We start from the raw sequence: 19,015 nt of genomic DNA on the forward strand, positions 1-19,015 counted from the left end.
GCTGTTCTCTATACTTTGATTTTATAGAAAAACATGTAAGTCCACAATGCCATCTATTTCTCTTAATTATTCTCTACCAAAGCGAATAAGCTTTTAGAATCTACTAATTTCATATTTATTTAAAATCATCAGAACATTATCCAAAATTGACTTATATGCTTCAATACTTCCAAGCTTTGCCCAAAACCTCATTCCATCCAAGCTATGACAGAGAGCTGCACAAAGAAATCTTTGATTAAAATTGGAAGTATCCATATTATTCTCTTTATAAAAAGCCTGAAATTCATTTAAAAGATTATAATCTGGAAATTCCATAATTAATCTTGCCAGATCAAAGATGAAATCTAAATAGCTTACCCCTCCCCAATCAATTATTCCTACAAGTTTTAAATTATTAATAATAAGATTGTTATAATGAAAATCTGTATGTGTTAGATATCTTCGACCCTCACAATATGGTGCTAGCTCCATCATCTTTTTATATAAACCCTTAAATATATCATAATCTAAAAAGCTATTTTCAAAGAGGTCATACCATCCTTTCCAAAAGCCCTCCTGTTCTCTGCTGAAAAAGCTTTGTAAGAATCCCGTAAAAGTATCAAAAGTTCCATCTCTATTACTGTCCAACCATCCATAGCCTGTTGCCTCTGCTAAATCAATAGAATGAAGCTTAGTTAAGGCTTCCATAATACTTGGTAGTGTATTTTTTACTTCCTTTTCACTTAATGTATTAATCGCAACACCTTCAATCTTTTCTGAAATAGCATAGTAGTAATTATTAAAGGAACCATTATACAAAAGTTTTGCTAAAGGAAAATCTTCCCCCTTTAAAGCTTCTTGTAAATATTTTTCAAATTTAAATTCTTTATCATCCTTTGAAAAGCGAATTACATAAGCTTTGCCCATATATTTTAAAAAATACACTTTTTTTATTTTCCCTGTAGGAGCTTCTTCTATTTGCTCAACAGGATATGGAAAAATCTTTTCTAACAGAATATTAATCTCATCAAGATCTATCTTTGGCTTTACTGTAGCATATGACATTCAAAAACTCCCCTTTTAATTTTTGTAAATATATATCATTTTATCTAAGCCCTAGATTAATTTATATACTAACTTTGATTATATTTATTTAATACATAAAAGCTGTCCGAAAAGACTTGATCTTTTCTAGACAGCTTACTATAAAAAATATACGTAATCTATATATTCACGAACAAAATCTTCAATATTTTGATTCTTTCTTTTTTGATGTATGGTAAACCCAACACTCTCATACATTCGTTGAGCAGAGATTAAGTCATCATTGGTGGTTACAATAATTTTTCTTACATCATTTTGTATGATTCTATTGACTGCTTCTTGAAGCTGTATTTTGCCATAACCATTGCCTTTGTATTTTGGAACAATGCAGTTATGGCCAATTTCCGCATACTCAGGCATATTTCTCGGATCCCATACAACAAATCCGATGGCTTCATCGTTCAGCGTTGTGATGAACCCACATTTATCTGCAATTTGTAAATTGTCAAAGAAAAAGTTATCACAATCTTGCCAATTAGAATACCAGCTTTGTTCATATCTACAATCAAAGGAATACGCATCTTTCAATAATTGAAAGAGTATTCCTCGATTAAAGTCGCTGACTTTTTTAAACTCAATACTCATGTACTAATCCCCAATTTCTTTATTTAATAAATTTACCTAGATCTTTCTTTTAAAATTATTTTTCATTTAAACTAACATCCTAAGCCTCACCAATTATTACTTCTAATTCTTGTATCCATCAATATAGCATACAAATATGATGGAGCTTGTAACCTTTGTAAAGGAACTGTGTTCACTAATGGCACGTGTTTTAACGCTTCCTCAAATGTAGATTTGCATACAACTCTATTTGTTCTATTTAACTCTATAACATTCCCTTTTACTTTATAAGTAAATTCACCACCTCTAATTTGTCGGAAAACTTGACCTTCACACTCTTCTATTCTTTTCCACAATTCTTCAATAGTCATAATATCATCCCTTAAACAAAATTCTTACTTCCATTAACCTTATGTTAATCTCTTATTTGCTATAAAACAAATTCAATCATTTAGCCTCTAGATTGTTTATATACTCCTTAAACAAATTTCCACGGACCTCAAAGTCCTTAAATTGGTCCCATGCAGCACATGCAGGGCTTAAAAGAACAACATCCCCTTCGCTAGCTGAATTGTATGCTATTTCAGTAGCTTCACCTAAACTATTAACCAAATTACAAGGAATGCCGCATTTCTTAGCAAAGTCCTCTATCCTTATTTTTGCCTCACCAAATGCCACAATTAGTTTTACATTTGATAAATACTCCTTTAGACTATCAAAACTATGACCTCTATCTAAGCCACCTAACAATAATATTGTTGGTTTTGTAAATGAAGATAGTGCAGTTTGAGTTGATTTTATGTTAGTAGCTTTAGAATCATTATAAAAATCTATATTGTTTATAGTTTTAACGTATTCTATTCGGTGCTCTACTCCACCAAAAGTTTTTAATAAATCAGTGATAACCTGATTTTCTATACCTAACTCTTTGACAACTGCAATAGCTGCCATAACATTTTCATAATTATGCTTTCCTTTAATTTTCACTTCATCTAAAGATATTATTTTATCGTTATTATAATAGATATATCCATCAGTTATTGTACAACCTAATTTATTTGAAGAACTAAATGAAAAATACTTTTTAGTAGATTTAATATCCTTTGTTAAGTCAAGTACTTCTTTATCATCCAAATTAAGAATTGCCATATCACTCTTGGTATGATGATTAAAAATTCTTTTTTTCATGCTTTTATAAATATCGTATGATCCATGGAAGTCAAGATGAGCTTCAGATATATTAGTTAATACCGATATATTGGTTTTAAACTCTATTACATTACACAACTGATGGTCTGATACTTCCATAAGCGCAATATCATTATCTTTTAATTGAGATACAAAAGAACAGACTGGATATCCAATATTGCCCATCAAAAATGCATCTACTGCAGCCTTTTTTAAAATTTCATAAATTATCGTTGTTGTAGTTGTTTTACCATTAGTCCCTGTAATCCCAATAATTTTTACCCCTTGTGGAAAATAGCGAAAAGCTAATTCCAATTCATTTATGACAGGGATATTAAGTTTGCAAGCTTTCTCTATATACTTATGATTATTTGAAATACCTGGATTTTTGACTATCATTTCAAAAGTGTTATCAATCAAATCATCAGGATGACTTCCTAAAACAATACTGACACCCAAGGATTGCAATTCTTTCATCTGCTCTAAGTTTTGTTCAGTATTAGCATCATTAACAATAACTTCATAGCCTTTGCTTACTAGCAACTTTGCAGCTTCATAACCACTTCTAGCCATCCCTAGTACAAAAACCTTTTTGTTCGCACTCATTCAATCAACTCCTCTTTAATATCTATTATACTAAATAACAAACAACTAAGTGATGCCATTATTTGAATATAGACCATGCTAATTATTCCTACTGCTACAGTATTAATAATTATTATACATATAACCAACTTACATAAATAACTTCCAAACTACTTCACAGTTTCTGACACTATATAATTATAGGATAACTGAAAAAGAAGAAGAAGCCCAATTCCCAGAAGATTCTCCTTCTTTTTTATTTATGAAATATTTATATAAGTTCTAATAATAAAACTGCATTTTAAGTCCTGTACCCTAGACAAAAACTGGATAAGTTATGAATCAACTTTATTGGAACATATCTACCTTATGCTATTTAAAATAACTCCTTGTAATGCCTTTACTAACAAAGGTATTTCTTTCATAAAATCTCTGACCACCTAAATTATTCTTTGCGGTATCTAAATCTAATTTTTCATATCCCTTTGTCCTTAAATCATTACAAATCATTTTAATAAATTTTGAACCAAAACCGTTATTAGAATACTTATTATCTATCCATAGGGTACTCATATATACTGTTTTGACATTATCTAAATATAGAACCACACTTTCTCCTATTTTTTCACCCTTGTAAATAAAATCAATAACTTCTTTATTGTATTCATTTATTCCATTTTTAATAACTTTAATATCTTCATCTATTTCTACCTGTTGTTTAGTCGTTAAGTCTATAGTATAGTACACATTTTCATGCTCAATCTCGTATCCATATTCTCCTAGCAACTTAGCAATATATATCTTACTTTCATGAAGCTTTCCATGGTATGCAGTACAACTTAAACCTAATACATGATTAAAAGCAAAACAATTATCGAAACTACTATTTTTGAAAAAATCTTCTGCTTTATTAACCAACATCTTTCCAGCTTCATGTCTATCTTCATTGAAATATATATGTCTTATTACTCCAATATTAGGATCATAAACTTTCTTTCCGTTAGTATCCCAATAAATATGGGGTTCTCCAAATTGAATAAATCCCAATATTTCATTATCTTCTTCTATTAAATAGGTTTCTAAGTAATTAAAAATTATTTCTCCATATCTTCTATCCTCTAATAAAGAATATATTAATTCATCAGTAGTTACTGGATAGAAATATGGTATATTTTTTGAAAGTTCATCCCAATAACCTTTTAACTTGCTACAATTTTCTTTATTAACCCTTACTATTTCCATTTTATGTACTCCTCACCTATAGCATATATAACCTTATTTGTGTTTAAATCTTCAATAATAACATTTTATTTCGATTACTTAAGTACATAAACCTAATTTATTTTTGATAAATAAAAATGAGCCAAAACTTAATAGTCTTAGCTCATAAATCTACCTAGGTTTTTCTTTTAAATTTATTCTTCATTACTGTACCTAAAAGTTTTCCTTATTATATTCTGTTGCTGTTTTAAAATCTCAGGAATTTTGTATTTATCAATTTATCTCTTCCAATATGATAAATGTCCAAACTCTTTCCTATTTAGTCTTTGTTATAAGTCCTTTTAAAGGGTACCATTACTTATTATTTTCTTGTTTACCTAGAGTAACGTTATTAGTTCATCAATACGCTTAAAAACCCATCTAAATTAAATACCTCGTTAGTTTCAAATATCTCTGCTAACTTTTCTATATTTTCCTCTAAATGCTCAACGTCTTTAGAATACATGTGCATTATGTCTACTGCATCCTCATCAGTAAACTTTCCACTTTCTATCCATCTAAACAAAAATAATTCCTTAATTATTAAATAACTAACCACTGCTGTTTTCACTTTCGCAAATGCATCATAATCAAAAACAGATTTCATAAAATATCTAAATACAAAGTAAACTAACATGTTTTCAAACTTGTAAATCTTATCTTTATAATATTGATTAAATTCTTTATGTTTATTTAAATAAACCTCTGCATTACCATTTCCCTGCCAAAAACAGTTTAATACCTTGTCCAAGCCTAATGGATCATTAGGGGTTATATGTTTTAATTCTTTGAAGACTTTTAAAAATTCTTCTATGTTATGATATTTAATACTCCCCTTATCTTTATATTTATCTAAAATATCAATAGATTCATTTTTAACGTCGTTGTTTAAATATTTTTCATTAATAGCTTTTATTCCCTGCATATTATCTTCATCTATTACTGCTTGAACTTCACTAATAAACTTGAGAATTAAAGAAGCTCTATCATCTAGAACAATATCACGATTTTGAAGAATATCAAAAACTATTTTTCTACTTTGCAAAAGATTTATAAAAAGCATAGCATTAATATCATGATATGAAGTGATTTCTTCTTGAATTTCACTTACTTGAAACTCTACCTTTTTACAGTCTCTTAATATTATCCGTGCTGCTTCTGGGCATGACAGTGATATCCCTATCTCACGTAAGCCTCCAAACTCTTCAGTGTATCTTGGATACTGCCTACAAGTATAACAAAGACTATCATCTCCAAGTTCAGTATATATATCACACAGTTTGCTTTCATTTAGAAATGCACAATCCTTACCTTTTAATACAAATATATTTTCTCCATCACGATGTATTATCTTATCCCGTAGTGTTTTTCCAAAGTTTCCATCTACCCTTTTGTATTTATTATATGTTTCATCATCGATTACAATTTCCCATCCAGCACAGCAGGTATCTTCACACTGTGAAGCTATGCACTTAAATTCTTTAAAATAATCTGGTACTCGAACCTTCATTTTTTACCTCATCTTACTTATGTTTTTTAAAGTTCCTTGAATATATGTCTATAATCCTATTTTCATAATAAATGTTTCCCCAAACCCAAGTACTTTTAATCACAATTACTATTTATCTGACACAAAAAATCTCTTACTTTTTTAAGTATAGCATATTTTGTATATGTCATATTGTTTAGAAATAAATCTGCAAATAAAAACTTGTAACCACATAGAAAAATTTATTATAATAAATTAACATATACTCAATGAGGTGAATTTTTTTGAATAAACAATCAAATATAGATATAAAAAAATTTATAGACGCGTTCGAAGCTTTAGCAAGAATTGAAAGACATAATCAAACTATAATGGGAATAAAGAAAAGTGAAGCTCGAGTTTTACTTTGTATAGAATTTCTTTCTAAGGAAAAAGGATATAAAGTTAATATTTCAGAAATTAGTAAAAGTCTATCTATTACCTCTCCAAGTACTACTGAATTCGTAAAAAATTTAATTAATAAAGGGTACATAGAAAGACATGTTAATCAAACTGATAAAAGAGTTATTGAAATAACTTTAACTGATGAAGGGAAAAAAATAGTAGAGTCTTTAAAAAAGTATTTTAATTCTTTATTTTCTGGCATTGTAGAAAGATTAGGAGCAGAACAAAGTGAATTACTAATTGATTTATTAGATAAAGTTAATATCTATTTCAATGAATGGTATGCTAGCCCCAAATAGAAACTAAATTTCTATTTGGGGCTAATCTATTTTTTATTAGACCTCTAGAATTACTCTATTGACTAATTATTATAAGCATGTTAGCATATTGCTTAGGTAACCTAACTAATTATTTCACTGTGGAAATATATGAATATATTTTACTCTATTTAACATATTATCCAATATTAAAATAATTAATATGAAAAAAATTATGTAGCTTAATAAACTAAAGCTATATAAATTAAATATAAAAATATAAATTGTTGAGGTGAAAGTTATTGAAAAAGTCCTACATTGTAATGGTATGTACATTCCTAATTGCCCTAGGTTTAATTTCAAAGGCATTTGTATTAAATGAAAGTATAAAATTATTTTTAGTAATATTCTTTTTTGTTGGTTGTGGAGTAGGTTCATTAAGATTATTTGTTAATAGCCAAATTAAAAAAATGAAGGGAAAAAGCTTAATAAGAAAAATTCTCTTCTTTGCAGTTTTGTTGGGTATAGGTATTCCTTTCCAAAATTGGTTCAGAGTTAATGTAATAATGACTATGGATAGAGCCTTTATGCCATGGAATATTTCTATAATGGTAACAGGTGCTATTTTTATTACAACTTTCTTTGGTTTTATAAAAGATAGAATGACTAAAGAAACAATAATTTAGGATGACTTAGAAGCAGTAGCATAATATTTATTTAATCTAATATATTAAAGTTTAAATAAACCTTATCATTTAACGGTAAATGATAAGGTTTATTGTTTTTAATTTCATATTTAGTTAACCATTCTCTACAGTTCTCCTTTGTTGCTATCCAATCAAGTAGAAATTTCGCTATTTCAGGCTGTAAGGATTAATTATTTAGTTATATATTACCTACCTTGAGTCTAACAGTAATAATGAGTTTAGTGAAGTTTTAATTATTCCATTATATTATTATACCTTCAAAATGATCCATTTCATGTTGAATTATTTGCGCTGTAAATCCAGTAAACACTTGCTTTTGCTTCTTAAAAGCTCTATCAAGATACTCCACCTCTATCATTTCATATCTCTTTGTTTTTCTAAATCCAATTAAAGATAAACAACTCTCTTCTGTTTCATAGAGCTTTTCTTTCTTTAATATAACTGGATTTATCATAGGTACAATAATATCGCCTATAGTAAATACCAATATACGCTTTTTTACTCCGATCATGTTAGCAGCCAATCCAACACAATTCTCTAGGTTTGATCTTAATGTATCTATTAAATCATCAACTACTACTATATCATTTTTAGTTGCCTCTTCTGATTTTTGTCCTAAAAACAATACATCTTTTACAATTGGTTTTATCATAATTTATGCCTCTTCCTCAGTTATATTTTTTTATAAAAAATTAAGATATGCTTTTTAAAAATCGTTTTTGGCTTTCTACCATCAAATACTGTTCTTTCCAAGCCTGCAGGTGGTCAATGGCGATCTATGAGATTTTCTCAAGACCTTTGACAGCACCCTACGATTACTCATTTCAATAAAATAGGAATCAATATGTACATGGACGGGTATTCCTGCTTCATTGTATCTATTGGATAAACCTCCACTGTATAATCTGGATTACACTTTATTTTATTATTCTTTGCCCACTTTTTTGCTTCTTTCTGCATTTTCATAAGTTTTTTATCAACTAAAGTATCATGATTTTCTGCATTGAAGGAGACTTTTATGCAATCGCCAGCTGGAATCGTATAGCTAAAATAATCCTGCGAAACATCGGATATCCCAGATACTTCAATACCCACTATATAGTCTGGCACCTTATTCAGGCAGATTCCATACTCAGTATGCTTCTCTAGTCGATTTGGAGTTTTTCTTCTTATTTCCTCCGTGTAAAGTCCCCACATCTTACCCAGACTGTCAAAACTAATTGGTAACCCGGATTTCTGAAGATTTAAACCGGCCACTATAATTGAATCTGATAAGCTGATTATCTCTATTTTACTTTCTTCCACAAACATAATTCACCTCTTCCTGCACCCCTATTGTGCAAATTAAGTTTGAGCAAATGTGACGCATTCACAAACTCGTTATTATATAATCATTGTACTTTTTCCCGTAGAAAACTATAATTCATCACATTAACTCATGGTTCCTTTAATTTCATCCATATTTCCATCGCAGTAATTGTAAAATCCTTTTTCAGAGCAAGATAACATAACTCCCATTCTTCTGAACCTACTACCATTACCTGTACCTGTTTTTTATATGCATGTACCTCTTCCCAGAGATTACCCAATACATCAATGCCCGGTTCACTTCCAAGTCCAGTTCCATATTCAAGCGGTAACTTCTTTGTTTTAGCAATTTCTGTTCCTTTTTTTCTGTATATTTGTTTCAGCCTTTTCTTTATTATCAATATATATTTGAAGACATACTTTGTCCTTCAGCAAAAATAACCTATATCATAATTTTATATAATATAAGTTATTCCTTCAATCTACATATTCAATTTTAATTGATAATCATTACTTTTCAATTCATTTTTATTAAGTTTATAACAATGAAATTTCCTATCATCTATCTTAATATCATTTAAATATCTAAATTCACACTTTTGTATAACTCTGTTAGAAGCTGCATTATGGGTCAAAGCCATTGCATTCAAAACCTCAACATTTATTTCCTCAAACAAATACTTAATCAATGCTTGAACTGCTTGTGCTGTATAACCTTTATTTCTATGATATTTTGAAATAGCATAACCTATTTCCCGATTCGGTTCAATCAATTCATCCTTGGGCCCTGTTAAACACCAACCAACGAATTCATTTGTTTCTTTTAGTATAATTCCCAAATTTAACCATCGGCAACTAATATCAGGAATGGCTTTTAAAAAATCTTTATTACCTTTTATATGCATATTTATTAGCCACTCTTTACGTTGCTCTTTTGTTGCTTTCCAATCTGGTAAGAAATCTGTTATCTCAGGCTGTAATGTAAGATCATATAATTCTTCTAAATCTTCAACTCTAAACTCCCGTAACTATTAATCTATTCTTAACAACACTTATAAATTATTCAAGTATACATACACTAACATTGCATACTAATTTTATATTAAAGGAGTTGTTACTTTGAAAAAGCTATTATACATTACCGTTAACTCTAAACCAGAGAGCTTATCAGCAAGCAAAACCATTGGTAGAGACTTTGTCAATAAATTTCTTGATAAATATCCCGATTTTGAGATAGAAGAGTTAGATTTATATAAAGAACATATACCTAGATTGGAATATGCATATTTTGAAGGTAGAAATTGCGTTGTGAGTGAAGAAGCAGCAAGAAAGCTTCCTGAAAAAGAGCAAACGGAAATTCATAAAATATTAGAGTTATGTAATCAATTTATACAAGCAGATGTTTATGTAATAGCTTCGCCTATGTGGAGTTTATCCTTTCCTGCTCCATTGAAGGAATATATAGATTGTATAGTGCAAGTTGGTAAGACAATTACCTTTCCTAAGAAAGCAGATAAACCTGAAGGACTTCTAAATGATAAACCTAGGACCGCAGTTTATATTCAATCTTCTGGTGGAAACATTGCATGGATGATGAGACCGATGCTTAATAAAGGGTTAGACTATATCGAGGATATTATGAAGTTCATGGGTATAAGCGAATTTGAAAGACTATTGGTAGATGGCACAGGCACTACCAAAGAAGAAATGACAATTGCTATTGAAAAATCTAAGAAAAAAATTGGCAGCATTATCGACAAGATGGATATAAAAGAGACTGTACTTTCATAGACAGTTTTTTTGTAATAAGTATCTTTTATTTCACAACTTAAAACAAATTCTCATTAATTATATTATACATAAGGTTCTGACATCATGCACTAATTCTAAACTTTACACTTAACTGACCAATTAGATTAACTTCCTCCTCACTCAGTTTAATAGAAAAATTAATGAACTCTTATTTTAGAACCACAGATAAAACCTGTGGTATTCATTAAACAAATGGTAACAAGTAGCCCCTCATCCTTGAAGGATTCTACTTCTTACCATTTGTTTAATCTAATGCGATTCTTATGATACTCTTTTATCAAAACCATTTGTATCTCACTTCTATCTTTTATTATGTTATATACCATATTGTCCACTCCTACAATTTAAAGGTTAATTCATAGCTTCCTTTAATTTCATCCATATTTCCATCTTTGTTGTTTCAGAAGTATGTGTTTCTTTACTTATGCTATCCATAACGGGTAGAACATAGACTTTTTTGTAAACCATTAATTGATAATCATAAATATTTTTTGCAAGATTCAACAAATACTTTGATACGTGAAATATATCCAAATGGCTTATCAGGAGCAAATTCTATGGAAGCTAAGAAAACTGTTAACTCCAGATCAAATAACAACTCAGTAGCATCAAATTCATCCTTGGTAATATTATACTTCTTCAATACATCTATTTCATTGAAATTCCAACCACCATATTTTCTTATACCATAATCAAAATTATAGAAAGGTACTGCTAATGAAAGACCAAAATCAATTATAGCTCCAACTTTAGTCACTCCCTCTGAATTAATAGCTATCACATTATGCGTTCCTAAATCTCTATGATTAAATGAAGACGGAACATTGGTAGAAAGCTTTAAAGAACAAAATTCGGTAGCCCTTGAAATTAGCGCAAGCTCATTTTCAGTAAAAATATTAAGTTGCCTAGCATCTTCAATTAATATTTCACTTATTGATAAATATGCCTCTCTCCAAGTAGCGTATTTACCTATAATACTATTTTCATAAATATCACCATAATATGAAAAATTAATATTTCTCATCTTTTCAACGATATCCTCTATCTCATTCGCAATATTTTGCTTTTCACTTTCATTCAAGTCATTCCATATTTCTATAAGGAGTTCTCCTTCAATAAATTCTTCCAATACATATCTGGTATCTATCTCTTCTTTAGTAAAATCATATTGTATTATTTTTTTGCAAGGTATCCCTGCCTTATTCATTAATTTAATGCCTTCTACCTCACGTTCAATTTGGCCACATCGTGTCCTAGGCATTATAGTAGCATTCTCACACTTTAAGAAAAATTTATTATCAGGATTTTTAGTAACAAGATAATAACAAGTATTATTGGCACCTACTGCATAAGGTTCTATAACTTTTAACTTACATTTTTCACCTTGTGATTTTTTAAGTAACTGTTCAACTCTGCCTATAAATTCTTCTGATATTTCTAAATTCATAAAATATCTCCTTTTATTCTATTCATTCCGATGTATTAGCATACTTATTTAAATATAGATTTACAATTATGGTATGTAATGTAGGACCTTTAAGTCCGGTTTAATAAGTCTTTTTTATGACAGGTATCCAAATCTCACATCGACAGCCTGTATCATTATTACCATAATACCTCTCCATTTCAGGGGCATCAGCATGTTCATAACTTGATGCAGGAAACCATTCAGATCCAATTCTTCTCCACATTTCATGAATATCTTCATCACTATTATTCTCAACCTCAAAAATTGCCCATGTTAAAGATGGAATTTCTAGTATTCTAAACTCTGTTAGTATATTTGTATTTGTATCAGTAACATCGCAGCCTATCATGTACCTCATAGAACCATCTTGAGGATTATGATTGAAAAGAACACCAACATCCAAAATCCCATTTTCCGGTTTTCCAGCATTTCTGATTATTTTTGCACTTGTACCATCAGAAATACATTTTGCATAAAACTCAGGAATTTCACTAAAACATCTACCACCGATGATATTTGTTTTGAAATCCTTACCGAATATTTTAAAAGGTTCTTTTTCAATAATTTTATAATTCATCTCTTTATCCCCTTTCAAAGTAACCTGAATTGATAGACTATTAAAGGACTTTAGTTTAACACCTGACTCTCGCGCAGCCGTAGGAGTTATCCCATGAAATCTTTGAAAAGCTTTTGTAAAAGCTTCTGATGTTCCGTAACCATACTTAATGGCGATATCTGTAATCCTTTCCTTTGAAAATGATAGTTCCTGTGCTGCAAGAGTTAATCTCCTATTTCTTATATATTCTCCAACCGTAAACCCTGTCAACATGCTAAACATACGCTGAAAATGGTATGTTGATGAATAAGCGCATTGGGCTATCTTATCATAGTTAATTTCCTCCAAGATATTATCTTCCATATAATTAATAGCGTTCTGCATACTATTTATCCAATCCATAGCTCTCCTCCATATTTTGATAATAACACTTATATGTAATATCTGCCTGTTTTATATTGCTAATAAATGTCCTATTTATAATATTGTAATATAATTTTCAACACTACTATGCTTTCATAATTATTTATATCAACATTTTTAGTGTAAGCGTGAAAATTTCTCCGTAACTATTTTTATAAATATCTTTAATAAACTAAATCCAGTAGAAAGCAAAAAAATGCTTTTCTACTGGATATCATTTTAACCATTTTTACCGTTGAAATTTACGTTCTTAAACCTCACATTTTTTGGAAGTACCTTTGTCTAATGCATGTATTTTGTTAGCATATCTTTGTATTTATTTTCTAGATTACACCGCACATCCGTTAAGTATATCGAGTACTTTTCAATTTTATGAAGCTCTTAGTAAAAATAAAATTTTTGATATAGATTCTCTTGCTCTTATGCGATAACTTCTAAAACTAAAAATCTGCTTAATACTAGCAATATCAACGAGGGCAAATAAATCCTACGTCATTTAGGTACGGTTCATGCCTCATCATCCTAAAATCCATTTGAATTGCATGTAGATTTCTCTCCCCTTATAGCTAATATTGCTAACCCTTCCCTTGACAAAGCCATACATATCCAATAAAATAGTAGATAATTGCATATTATGCTTTGAAAAGAAATAGTAGTATCGATGCATTTTTAGAGAACTGTCGGTTGGTGTAAGACAGTAATGATAAGATATGAACTCGTCTTTGAGCTTGCTGCAGGAAATGGCAGCACGGAGAAAACCGTTATTCTAATTGAGTGAAGGCATTTTTATGCTTTAACTAGAGTGGTACCGCGGAAGTTAGCTTTTCGTCTCTAATTGTGAGATGAAGGCTTTTTTTATTTGAAAAACTATAATACTTAAGGAGTGAATATAAATGGCATACGGAACTTCAATAGATAAGAAGTGGCAAGACAAATGGGAAGCTGCTAAGCTTTATGATTTTAAGGAAGACAGTGAAAAAGAAAAATTATATGTTCTTGAAATGTTCTCCTACCCTTCTGGTGCTCAGCTTCATGCTGGTCATTGGTTTAACTACGGTCCAGTAGATAGTTGGGCAAGATTTAAAAAGATGCAAGGCTACAATGTATTCCAACCAATGGGCTTTGATGCTTTTGGTCTACCTGCTGAAAACTATGCGATTAAGACTGGAATCCACCCTATGGATTCAACTTTAAAAAACATAGAAACTATGGAAAAACAATTAAGAGCTATGGGAGCTATGTTTAACTGGGATCATGAAGTAGTAACTTGCAAACCAGATTACTACAAATGGACTCAATGGTTATTCTTAAAATTATATGAAAAAAATCTAGCTTACAGAAAGAATGCTCCTGTAAACTGGTGCCCAAGTTGTAACACAGTTCTTGCTAATGAGCAAGTTATAGACGGTCACTGTGAAAGATGTGACTCTGAAGTTACAAAGAAAAATCTTACTCAATGGTTCTTAAAGATAACTGATTATGCTGATGAGCTTTTAGATGGTATCGATGGTCTTGATTGGCCTGAAAAAACTAAAGCTATGCAAAAGCATTGGATAGGAAAGTCTAAAGGAGCTGAAGCTACTTTCAAAGTTAAAGATAGCGATTTATCCTTTGATGTATTTACTACAAGGGTTGATACATTAAACGGTGTGACTTATGTTGTTCTTGCTCCAGAAAGTCCACTTGTTGATCAGGTTACAACTGAGGAAAACAAATCAGCTGTTGAAGCTTATAAAGTTGAAACTTCAAAACAAAGTGAAATCGAAAGACAATCAATAACAAGAGAAAAGACTGGTGTCTTCACTGGTTCTTATGCTATAAATCCTATAACTCATGCTGAAGTGCCAATCTGGGTTGCTGACTATGTTCTTGCTACTTACGGTACTGGTGCTGTTATGGCAGTTCCTGCTCATGATGATAGAGACTTTGCTTTTGCTACAAAATACAACCTACCAATAATCAGAGTTGTTGAAGGCGATGAACTTCCATACACTGGCTACGGAAACCTTGTAAACAGTGGGGAATTCAACGGCAAAGCTTCCGATGCTGCAAAAGAAGCTATCGTTAAAAAGCTTGCTGAAAACAACCTTGGAGGCTGGAAAGTAAACTTTAGATTAAGAGACTGGCTAGTTTCAAGACAAAGATATTGGGGTGCTCCAATTCCAATGATCCACTGTGATTCTTGTGGAATAGTACCAGTACCTGAAAAAGATCTTCCAGTTGAACTTCCATACGATGTTGAATTCGCTCCAGATGGAAAATCTCCATTAGCTAAGAGTGAGTCTTTCGTTAACACTACTTGTCCAAAATGTGGTGGCCCAGCTCATAGAGACGTTGATACTTTAGATACTTTCGTTTGCTCATCTTGGTACTTCTTAAGATACGTAGACAATCTAAACAGCGAAAAAGCTTGGGATGTTGACAAAGTAAATGCTATGGTTCCAGTTGACAAATACGTTGGTGGTCCAGAACATGCTACAATGCACCTTCTTTACGCAAGATTCGTAACTAAGGCTCTACGTGACATGGGACTTGTAAACATCGATGAACCATTTAAATCACTTACTCATCAAGGTTTAATCCTTGGACCAGACGGTTTAAAAATGAGTAAATCAAAAGGAAATACAATCTCTCCTGATACATATATCAGCGAGTTTGGTGCCGATGTATTCAGAATGTACTTAATGTTCGGCTTTGACTATACTGAAGGCGGCCCATGGAGTGATGATGCTATAAAATCTATGGCACGTTTCGTCGACAGAGTTGAAAGAGTTATAACTTCTGCTGTTGAAGAAATGAAGAAATCAGGCAAGACTTCAATAGATAAAGCAGAAAAAGATCTTAATTTCGTAAGACACAACACAATAAAGAGCGTTCTATTCGATATGGATAAAATGCAATTTAACACATCAATAGCTAGAATCATGGAATTCACTAACGCTTTATCAAAATACTTAAATGAAGAAGAAAAGAACTCTGCCTTCATTAAAGAAGTAGTTATAGATTATTTAAGAATCTTAGCTCCATTTGCTCCTCACTTTGCAGAGGAAATGTGGGAAACTATTGGTGGAAACTTCTCAATCTTCAACGAAAGCTTCCCAACCTTTGATGAGAAAGCTTTAGTTAAGGATGAAGTTGAAATAGCTATCCAAGTTAACGGTAAAATCAAAGCTAAAATAATGGTTGCAACTGGTCTTGAAGAAGATGTAATTAAAGAAACTGCTCTTGCTGATGCTGATGTTAAAGCTGCTATCGGTGATAAGACAGTAGCTAAGGTCATCGTTATTAAAGGAAGACTTGTTAATATCGTTGTAAAATAGAATATCTTAAATAAAAACCAAGCTAGTATACTGGCTTGGTTTTTTATAAAATCAAATTAATATATTTTTACTTTTTTAATTTCTTCAATACTTAATCCCGTTTATACTAGCTATTGTTTCATCTTCTAGTATATGAAATTTAGTGTGTATTTTATCTACAGGTATTGTCTGAAAATCCACTTTAGCTAATTGATGAATGCTCATAAATTTTTGCTGGCCTACCCCAAACAAACATATCTAACGCTATTTCTTTAAAGCCATATTTTTCATACAATCCAATGTGGTTTGTTGAAAGATATACTTTATCAAAGCCTAAATCTCCAGCTATTCTTCTACCATGTAAAAGTATTTCCTTGCACAACCCTTGTGCTCTTTCCTTTTCGTCAATAAAAATCATTGCAATCCATGGTGATAAGTCTTTTCTTTCCACTAAGTCTTGATTCACCAATGTGTATAATCCAATGATTCGTTGATTTTTGAGCAATATAAAACATTTCGGCAAACTTTCATCGGTGTCCAAAACTTGTTGCACTACCTCAGTGAAATACTTACTTATAGGCGGCCAATTTTTGTTTGCATAGTCGATAACTTCATTAGCAAGTTGCGGTTTTTCATGCAATGAAATAATCTTTATATTTTTATCTATCATTATCCTACTCCTGAAATATAAATAATCTTTATTTCACGTTGATTTGTAAATATATATAATACACTTTACCTATATAATCACCACAACATTTCTTTCACTATATTTTATATACCTTAGAAACCATAATTGTCATTAGTTTGGGAAAACACCTAAAAATCATCAACGGCCCATACTAGTAATTTAGATACATCTCCGTCCCCTTTTAAGATTTCTAGTAATTTTTCAGAACTATCAACCTTTAAATTTCCAATTAAAAATGGTGTAATTAGTTTATACATAAAACAACAAGGCTCCCAAGAAGACTCTACTTCCATGCTAGAAGTAATGTTCATATCATATATTACCTTAAAATTATCACCATCCATGTCACTACTTATCTTCTCAATCAGTGAATCAAAAATATTTATGTATTCTGATAAACAACCAAAATCTAATATCTCTATATTATTGTTATCTACTTGAAAACTTATATAAGCTATCACTTTACCTGAATTATCATAAGCTATTTTACAACTACACGTTGTATTAGATACAATCCATTCTTTCCAATATTCCATACTACGTACTATACTACCATTAAACTTACTTGAAAATTTTTCGTGAATATCAGAAATATCTCTTATATCACCTTCAATATTTAAGTCTCTTATACAATAATCATAACTATCATTATTACACTTATTTATACTAGAATACTTTATATATCTTGGACACTTGTAATAACCATATCTATTATAATATTTTTCATTGTAGTCTCCAGATAGCAAGTACGAAATACAAATGTTTCTATCTTCCATATACTTTATACTCATTTGAACAAGAGTCGTAGATAGCTTTTGGCCTCTATATTCCTCCTTTGTCCCAACACAGCTTATGCCTCCACAGCTTATTTTCATCCCATTAATATAAATATCTCTTACCAAAACCCTTAAGGTACTTAAAAAGTTACCATCAGCATCGACAGCAACAAAAATCCCGTTGATATCTTTGTATGGGTCATTGTACCAATGATTACTAAAGAACTTCTTCGATTCACTTTTGAAAATTTCTTCAACTAAAAAATCAAACCATTTTTCTAATTCATTTGGGTATAAATTTCTAAATACTATCATTATATCTCCCTATTGACTCTATTTCATTATAAATATGCTCATAAATTAATTTTAGCATTTTTAGACATAATCTAGAAGATTACAGTTATTTCTATATTATTCTTTACACAAAAGTTACTCTCCTCAACTCTTCATTAATTCCTTCTTTCATTTTTAGAAAGATTATTCTTCATAAAAAACTCATCTTGTCCTTTTATTAACGCTTTTAGTTCAGAAATATTTTCAGGGCCAAAATTATGTATTGATATTAACTCACTGCCACAACGAAATATTTTTTTGCCATCACTATAAGTATAAGTATATCCTTCCAATTCACCTTTGCATCTTCCACAACCATAACAACCAGTGTATCTACCATCATATTCTTCTATAACTCGCTGTATGCCTTGATTGAAAATTTCTGAATAACCCTTGTTAGCATAAAACTTTAATCTTAGTCCTGGCTTATTATCTTTTATACTATTGTCGCGAATCTCCAATTTCATAATAGTTCTCTTAACCTTGCTTTTTGAAAAATCGAGAATAAACTCTTTTGTTTTCGTCTTTTTAGGTGTATAACCTAATGATATTGCGTATTCTGCAATTTCCCGAAACATCTCCCTATAACTTTCAGGCAACTTAGATATAAAATCCTTAAGTAATTGATTAGTTTTCTCATTACCCATTTTTGTTCCCCCACTACTTAACTAATGTTGATTCTAACTATTCTAAAATCAAATTCCAAGCTATATGACATTTTCTATATTATAACATGGATCCAAATGACAGGTCTCTCCTTTTCTATATACTA

18 protein-coding genes, 1 pseudogene and 1 other annotated feature are annotated in these 19,015 nt (G+C 30.5%); of the genes and pseudogenes, 4 read left to right on the top strand and 15 right to left on the bottom strand.

The window, feature by feature from the left end:
• Positions 1-93: 93 nt before the first annotated feature.
• The 6 genes from CLOCEL_RS16395 to fliB all read right to left on the bottom strand — a co-directional run bounded on the left by CLOCEL_RS16395 (position 94) and on the right by fliB (position 6,190).
• Positions 94-1,044, bottom strand: a complete 951-nt coding sequence (locus CLOCEL_RS16395) for a phosphotransferase family protein (protein ID WP_010073351.1) — start codon at positions 1,042-1,044, stop codon at positions 94-96.
• A gap of 138 nt (positions 1,045-1,182) precedes the next feature.
• Positions 1,183-1,668: a GNAT family N-acetyltransferase gene (locus CLOCEL_RS16400; protein WP_010073352.1), complete on the bottom strand. Its 486-nt coding sequence runs from the start codon at positions 1,666-1,668 to the stop codon at positions 1,183-1,185.
• A gap of 86 nt (positions 1,669-1,754) precedes the next feature.
• Positions 1,755-2,018 carry a hypothetical protein gene (locus CLOCEL_RS16405; protein ID WP_010073353.1) on the bottom strand — a complete coding sequence of 88 codons (264 nt, stop codon included), beginning with the start codon at positions 2,016-2,018 and terminating at the stop codon, positions 1,755-1,757.
• A 76-nt stretch (positions 2,019-2,094) separates the two neighbouring features.
• Positions 2,095-3,441: a UDP-N-acetylmuramoyl-L-alanine--D-glutamate ligase gene (gene murD, locus CLOCEL_RS16410; RefSeq protein WP_010073354.1), complete on the bottom strand. Its 1,347-nt coding sequence runs from the start codon at positions 3,439-3,441 to the stop codon at positions 2,095-2,097.
• Positions 3,442-3,792: 351 nt separating this feature from the next.
• Positions 3,793-4,662 (bottom strand): GNAT family N-acetyltransferase, encoded by an 870-nt coding sequence (locus tag CLOCEL_RS16415; protein WP_010073355.1) that lies wholly within the window; start codon positions 4,660-4,662, stop codon positions 3,793-3,795.
• 370 nt (positions 4,663-5,032) lie between these two features.
• A complete protein-coding gene (gene fliB, locus CLOCEL_RS16420; RefSeq protein WP_010073356.1) occupies positions 5,033-6,190 on the bottom strand; it encodes a flagellin lysine-N-methylase in 1,158 nt (385 codons plus the stop codon).
• 263 nt (positions 6,191-6,453) lie between these two features.
• Here fliB and CLOCEL_RS16425 point away from each other — a divergent pair, with 263 nt between their 5' ends.
• Both CLOCEL_RS16425 and CLOCEL_RS16430 read left to right on the top strand, forming a co-directional pair.
• Positions 6,454-6,912 carry a MarR family winged helix-turn-helix transcriptional regulator gene (locus CLOCEL_RS16425; RefSeq protein ID WP_010073357.1) on the top strand — a complete coding sequence of 153 codons (459 nt, stop codon included), beginning with the start codon at positions 6,454-6,456 and terminating at the stop codon, positions 6,910-6,912.
• A gap of 260 nt (positions 6,913-7,172) precedes the next feature.
• Entirely contained in the window at positions 7,173-7,556 is a 384-nt protein-coding gene (locus CLOCEL_RS16430) for a hypothetical protein (protein WP_010073358.1), read from the top strand.
• 262 nt (positions 7,557-7,818) lie between these two features.
• Here the strand turns inward: CLOCEL_RS16430 and CLOCEL_RS16435 are convergent, their stop codons facing one another.
• From CLOCEL_RS16435 to CLOCEL_RS16450, 4 genes and pseudogenes are all read right to left on the bottom strand, one after another.
• Positions 7,819-8,229, bottom strand: coding sequence for a peptide deformylase (locus CLOCEL_RS16435; protein ID WP_010073359.1), 411 nt, complete (start codon positions 8,227-8,229; stop codon positions 7,819-7,821).
• A 167-nt stretch (positions 8,230-8,396) separates the two neighbouring features.
• A complete protein-coding gene (locus tag CLOCEL_RS16440) occupies positions 8,397-8,888 on the bottom strand; it encodes a GyrI-like domain-containing protein (RefSeq protein WP_010073360.1) in 492 nt (163 codons plus the stop codon).
• 125 nt (positions 8,889-9,013) lie between these two features.
• Complete coding sequence (locus CLOCEL_RS16445) at positions 9,014-9,286, bottom strand: hypothetical protein (protein ID WP_010073361.1); 273 nt, start codon at positions 9,284-9,286, stop codon at positions 9,014-9,016.
• An 81-nt stretch (positions 9,287-9,367) separates the two neighbouring features.
• Positions 9,368-9,901 (bottom strand): annotated as a pseudogene (locus CLOCEL_RS16450) (GNAT family N-acetyltransferase); the annotation flags it as partial.
• 103 nt (positions 9,902-10,004) lie between these two features.
• On the opposite strand from CLOCEL_RS16450, the gene CLOCEL_RS16455 reads away from it, so the two are divergent.
• Complete coding sequence (locus tag CLOCEL_RS16455) at positions 10,005-10,676, top strand: FMN-dependent NADH-azoreductase (protein WP_010073363.1); 672 nt, start codon at positions 10,005-10,007, stop codon at positions 10,674-10,676.
• A 499-nt stretch (positions 10,677-11,175) separates the two neighbouring features.
• Here CLOCEL_RS16455 and CLOCEL_RS16460 read toward each other — a convergent pair whose 3' ends face one another.
• Positions 11,176-12,144 (bottom strand): phosphotransferase, encoded by a 969-nt coding sequence (locus CLOCEL_RS16460; RefSeq protein WP_010073365.1) that lies wholly within the window; start codon positions 12,142-12,144, stop codon positions 11,176-11,178.
• 100 nt (positions 12,145-12,244) lie between these two features.
• Positions 12,245-13,123, bottom strand: coding sequence for an AraC family transcriptional regulator (locus CLOCEL_RS16465; protein ID WP_010073366.1), 879 nt, complete (start codon positions 13,121-13,123; stop codon positions 12,245-12,247).
• Positions 13,124-13,774: 651 nt separating this feature from the next.
• Positions 13,775-13,980, top strand: a binding site (T-box leader).
• A gap of 57 nt (positions 13,981-14,037) precedes the next feature.
• Between CLOCEL_RS16465 and leuS the strand changes: the two genes are divergently transcribed.
• Entirely contained in the window at positions 14,038-16,464 is a 2,427-nt protein-coding gene (gene leuS, locus CLOCEL_RS16470) for a leucine--tRNA ligase (protein ID WP_010073367.1), read from the top strand.
• A 181-nt stretch (positions 16,465-16,645) separates the two neighbouring features.
• Here leuS and CLOCEL_RS16475 read toward each other — a convergent pair whose 3' ends face one another.
• The 3 genes from CLOCEL_RS16475 to CLOCEL_RS16485 form a co-directional block, all read right to left on the bottom strand.
• Positions 16,646-17,113, bottom strand: coding sequence for a GNAT family N-acetyltransferase (locus CLOCEL_RS16475; protein WP_010073369.1), 468 nt, complete (start codon positions 17,111-17,113; stop codon positions 16,646-16,648).
• A gap of 149 nt (positions 17,114-17,262) precedes the next feature.
• The gene (locus CLOCEL_RS16480) at positions 17,263-18,225 is read right to left on the bottom strand and encodes a GNAT family N-acetyltransferase (protein WP_010073370.1); all 963 of its coding nucleotides are present in this window, start codon (positions 18,223-18,225) and stop codon (positions 17,263-17,265) included.
• 134 nt (positions 18,226-18,359) lie between these two features.
• Positions 18,360-18,890, bottom strand: a complete 531-nt coding sequence (locus tag CLOCEL_RS16485; protein ID WP_010073371.1) for a hypothetical protein — start codon at positions 18,888-18,890, stop codon at positions 18,360-18,362.
• Positions 18,891-19,015: the final 125 nt, after the last annotated feature.

Source organism: Clostridium cellulovorans 743B (genome assembly GCF_000145275.1).
Classification (GTDB): domain Bacteria; phylum Bacillota; class Clostridia; order Clostridiales; family Clostridiaceae; genus Clostridium_K; species Clostridium_K cellulovorans.